General features: G+C 76.0%; 5 protein-coding genes and 1 pseudogene. 4 read left to right on the forward strand and 2 right to left on the reverse strand.

What is annotated here, in order from left to right; translation table 11 throughout:
* The first annotated feature begins 142 nt into the window (after positions 1-142).
* Entirely contained in the window at positions 143-610 is a 468-nt protein-coding gene (locus ACFYE1_RS17170) for a pyridoxamine 5'-phosphate oxidase family protein (protein WP_387745668.1), read from the forward strand.
* A 22-nt stretch (positions 611-632) separates the two neighbouring features.
* On the forward strand, positions 633-1,466 hold the full coding sequence (locus ACFYE1_RS17175) for an alpha/beta fold hydrolase (RefSeq protein WP_387745671.1): 834 nt from the start codon (positions 633-635) through the stop codon (positions 1,464-1,466).
* A gap of 4 nt (positions 1,467-1,470) precedes the next feature.
* On the opposite strand, the gene ACFYE1_RS17180 is transcribed toward ACFYE1_RS17175, so the two are convergent.
* Positions 1,471-1,857 carry a hypothetical protein gene (locus ACFYE1_RS17180; protein ID WP_387745674.1) on the reverse strand — a complete coding sequence of 129 codons (387 nt, stop codon included), beginning with the start codon at positions 1,855-1,857 and terminating at the stop codon, positions 1,471-1,473.
* A 175-nt stretch (positions 1,858-2,032) separates the two neighbouring features.
* Positions 2,033-3,265, reverse strand: a complete 1,233-nt coding sequence (locus tag ACFYE1_RS17185) for a molybdopterin molybdotransferase MoeA (protein WP_387745677.1) — start codon at positions 3,263-3,265, stop codon at positions 2,033-2,035.
* A gap of 49 nt (positions 3,266-3,314) precedes the next feature.
* On the opposite strand from ACFYE1_RS17185, the gene ACFYE1_RS17190 reads away from it, so the two are divergent.
* Together ACFYE1_RS17190 and ACFYE1_RS17195 are read left to right on the forward strand one after the other, a co-directional pair.
* The gene (locus ACFYE1_RS17190) at positions 3,315-3,644 is read left to right on the forward strand and encodes a biopolymer transporter Tol (protein WP_387745680.1); all 330 of its coding nucleotides are present in this window, start codon (positions 3,315-3,317) and stop codon (positions 3,642-3,644) included.
* A 111-nt stretch (positions 3,645-3,755) separates the two neighbouring features.
* Positions 3,756-3,940 (forward strand): annotated as a pseudogene (locus ACFYE1_RS17195) (GTP 3',8-cyclase MoaA); the annotation flags it as partial.

Genomic DNA, 3,940 nt, shown 5'->3' on the forward strand with positions numbered 1-3,940 from the left:
GCGGCATCCCGCCCCGGGACATCCAGTACGAGGTCTTCGGCCCCGACCTCTGGCTCGCCGACTTCGAATAGCGAGCCGGACACGCAGCACGTGCAGGACGCGGCCGCAGGCCGGGACACCGACGACGACGCAGGAGGACGCCATGACGGACACGGACGGCAACGATGTGGAGGAGCTGGCGGCCAACAGCTGCTGGGAGCTGCTCCGGGACGCGGGCGTCGGCCGCCTCGCCGTGTGGGTGGAGGACCACCCGGACATCTTCCCGGTCAACTTCGTGGTGGACCACGGGACCCTCGTCTTCCGCTCGGCCGAGGGGACGAAGATCGCGGCGGCCCTGACCGACGTCCCGGTGGCGGTGGAGACCGACGGGTACGACGAGTCCTCCGCGAAGGCGTGGAGCGTGGTCGTCAAGGGCCGTGCCGAGCGCATCCAGCAGGTCCAGGAGCTGATGGACACCCTGGACCTGCCGCTGTTCCCGTGGCAGGCGGGCCGCAAGGGCGTCTTCGTCCGGGTCGTGCCGACCCTCGTGACCGGCCGCCGGTTCCCCGTCACAGACCCGGGCGTGTGGCGCACCCCGTTGTCGGAGACGCGGCGCGCCCCGGACGAGTGAGCGCCTTGACCACCCTGATCTGATGGACCGGCCCACCCACCGTGCTCCCCGCGGCCTCCCCCTCCCCGTGCGCGACGACGGGCCCCCGGGCGGGGAGCCCGTGCTGCTGCTGCACGGCTTCCCGCAGGACGGCACGAGCTGGTCCCGGGTCGCGCCCGTGCTGCAGCGCGCCGGGCTGCGCACGCTCGTGCCCGACCAGCGGGGCTACGCCCCCGGAGCCAGGCCCCCGGGCCGCCGCGCCTACCGGCTCGAGCTGCTCGTCCAGGACGCCGTGGCGATGCTGGACGCCGCCGAGCTGGAGCGGGCGCACGTCGTCGGCCACGACTGGGGCGGGATCGTCGCGTGGGCCCTCGCAGCCCAGCGGCCGGACCGGACGGCGTCCCTGACCGTGGCCTCGGTCCCGCACCCCCGGGCGCTCGCACGCTCCCTCACGCGCTCGCCGCAGGCGCTGCGCTCGGCCTACGTCGGAGCCTTCCAGCTGCCACGGCTCCCGGAGGCGCTGCTCGGCCCGCGCCTCGAGGAGCTCCTGCGCCGCTCCGGGCTGCCCGCCGAGGAGGCCGCTCACTACGCGGCCCGGATGCGGGAGCCCGGCGCGCTCACCGGGGCCCTGAACTGGTACCGTGCCCTGCCGCTGTCCCGGCTGCGCACCGGACCGGTCGACGTCCCGACCACGTACGCGTGGGGCAACCGGGACCTCGCTCTGGGCCGGCGGGCCGCGGAGCTCACGGCCGAGCACGTGCGGGGGCCCTACCGGTTCGTGGAGCTGGACGCCGGACACTGGCTGCCGGAGACCCGGGCCGAGGAGCTGGCGGGACTGGTGCTCGAGCGCGTCGGCGGAGCCTCGGCCGCCCCGTAGCGGCTCAGCCCCGCGGGAGGGGGTCCTCGGACGGCTCGTCCTCGCGCCGTCGCCTGGGGGTCCCCGCGATGCGCAGCGCGGCCTGGACCGCCAGCAGCGCGAAGGCCGCGTAGTAGATCCACACGGAGGGGTAAAGCTGGGGGACGGTGCCGTTCCAGCCGACCAGGGTGAGCACGAACAGGACGGCGCCGACCACCAGCAGCCCGAGGTGTGCGGTGCCGAAGGAGCCCCGCTCGCCGCGGCGGGCGAGGAAGAGCGCCAGGACGGCGAAGAAGATCGGGAAGAGCATCTGGCCTACCACGGTGATGCCGTTCTGGTGGTACTCGTAGCGGCCGAGCGCCTGGATCACGGCGGTGGCGGCGAGAAGCAGCGGGGCGAGCAGGGACGTCATGAGGGCCTGTTCTGTGCGATCGTCCGGGCGGGGCGCAGACCAGTCTAACGAGCGGCGGCGGCACCCCCGCGGCGCCCCGGACCGGGCAGGAGCGGCCCTGTCCTGCCGCGGGACGAGGCTGCAGCAGGTCTTTCCGCAGATGGACGGTCCTGCGCCGGACCCGTCGTGCAGCAGTTCAGTCGAGCAGCAGCAGCTCCACCGGGGTCCCCGCCGGCAGCTCGACCCCGCCCGCCGGCACGAGCGCGAGAGCGTTGGCCCGGGCTGCGGCGGCCAGCAGGTGGGAGCCCGGCCCGCCCGCCATGCGCACCGTGGCGCCGTCCCAGACGGCCCGGCGCACCTGGGTCCTGCCGGTCAGCGGCCGGACGGCCTCCGCCAGGGGCCCGGAACGGCGGGCCCGCGGCGCCGGGGCCCCCACGGTCTCGGTCAGGGCGGGGCGGAGGAACATCTCGAAGGACACGAGGGTGCTGACGGGGTTGCCGGGCAGGCAGACGAAGGGCACGCCGCCGGGTGTCGCGAGTCCCTGCGGCCCGCCGGGCTGCATCGCGACGTGCACGAACTCGCCGTGGGGCTCCAGCACCTGCCGGACGACCTCGTAGGCGCCCTCGCTCACCCCGCCCGAGGAGACGAAGAAGTCGGGCTGCCGATCCGTGTCCTCGGCGAGGCGTGCCGCGAAGGCGCCGATGTCGTCGGAGACCAGGTGGGCGTCGACCACCTCCACGCCCGCCTCCTCGAGCTCGGCGCGCAGGATCGCCGCGTTCGCGTCGAAGATCTGGGCGGGGCCGCGCACGGCCCCGGGCGCCACGACCTCGTCGCCCGTCGTGTAGAGCACGGCCCGGGGGCGGGCGCGCACGGTCAGCTCCCCGCGCCCCAGCGCGGCCGCGAGTCCGATCCGGGCGGGGATGAGCCGCTGCCCCGCCACCAGCGCCGTCTCCCCCTCGACCACGTCCTCCCCTGCGCGGCGGACGAACCGCCCGGCCGGCTGACCCGCCGGGAGCCGCAGGCGCGTCCCCGGCGCCGGGAAGCCCCCCGGCAGCGACTCCTCGACGGGCACCACCGCGTCCGCGCCGGGCGGCAGCGGCGCGCCGGTCATGACCGGAGCCGCCTCCCCGGGAGCCAGTGGGCGGGGGACGTGGCCGGCGGGCACGGGGGAGACGACGACGAACGGGGTGCGCCCGTCCTCCCCCGGCGCCGCCCGGCTGTCGGCGGCACGGATCGCGAAGCCGTCCATCTGGGAGTTGTCGAAGGGCTGCAGGCTCAGCGGCGCCACGAGGTCCGCGGCCAGGACCCTGCCCGTCGCGGCCGCCAGGGGCACGGTCTCCTTCCGGGTGCGGAGGCCCCGCAGGGCGTCCGTGACCGCGCGACGGTGCTCGTCGACGCTGCGGACCGGGTGCTTCGCGTGCCTGCTCATTCCTCCAGCGTAGGTGCCGGGCCGGGCCCGCCCTGGCAGGATCGGGGCCATGACGCGACGGGATGTGGAGCACACGCCGGACGGACGGTGGATCGTGGTGGACGGCCGGCGGTGGCGCCGCCAGGACCCGGGGCTGCCCGAGGACGTCGCGGCCCGGCTGAGATCCCACCTGGGCCGGGCCCGCGGGGCCGTCCGCACGGTGCGGCGCGACGGCACGGACGAGGAGCTGCGGGCCGTGCGGAACCGGGTGGGGCTCGCGAAGCTGGGCCTGGGCGAGCGCGGCACGCCGTGGTGGGAGCAGTCGCCCGCCGAGCGGGAGGCGCGATGGACGGAGGCTCTCGCGCAGCTGGACGCGCAGGCCCCGCCGGAGCCCGCATGACGCCGGGTGGAGCACCGGGGCGTTCGGACATGCCGGGGACTCACTACACTGGGCGGACCATCTCGGCGCGCCGACCACCCTGCGCGCCGGCGGAACCACCGAGGCGGTGACATGAGCGTTTCCCTGGGTCTGCCCCAGATCCGCGGCACCGGTCCGGGTCCCAGCCCGGCCCCGGCCGGGGCGGGGCTGGTGGACCGGTACGGGCGCCGGGCCACGGATCTGCGACTGTCGGTGATCGACAAGTGCAATCTGCGCTGCACCTACTGCATGCCCGCTCACGGGCTGCCCTGGCTGCC

It is taken from the genome of Kocuria nitroreducens, assembly GCF_042879195.1.
GTDB classification, from domain to species: domain Bacteria; phylum Actinomycetota; class Actinomycetes; order Actinomycetales; family Micrococcaceae; genus Kocuria; species Kocuria nitroreducens.

What these genes read in the sequence shown, in the direction of transcription:
- ACFYE1_RS17170 (WP_387745668.1), top strand. Translation starts at nt 143, where the DNA reads ATGACGGACACGGACGGCAACGATGTGGAGGAGCTGGCGGCCAACAGC.
- ACFYE1_RS17175 (WP_387745671.1), top strand. Translation starts at nt 633, where the DNA reads ATGGACCGGCCCACCCACCGTGCTCCCCGCGGCCTCCCCCTCCCCGTG.
- ACFYE1_RS17180 (WP_387745674.1), bottom strand. Translation starts at nt 1,857, where the DNA reads ATGACGTCCCTGCTCGCCCCGCTGCTTCTCGCCGCCACCGCCGTGATC.
- ACFYE1_RS17185 (WP_387745677.1), bottom strand. Translation starts at nt 3,265, where the DNA reads ATGAGCAGGCACGCGAAGCACCCGGTCCGCAGCGTCGACGAGCACCGT.
- ACFYE1_RS17190 (WP_387745680.1), top strand. Translation starts at nt 3,315, where the DNA reads ATGACGCGACGGGATGTGGAGCACACGCCGGACGGACGGTGGATCGTG.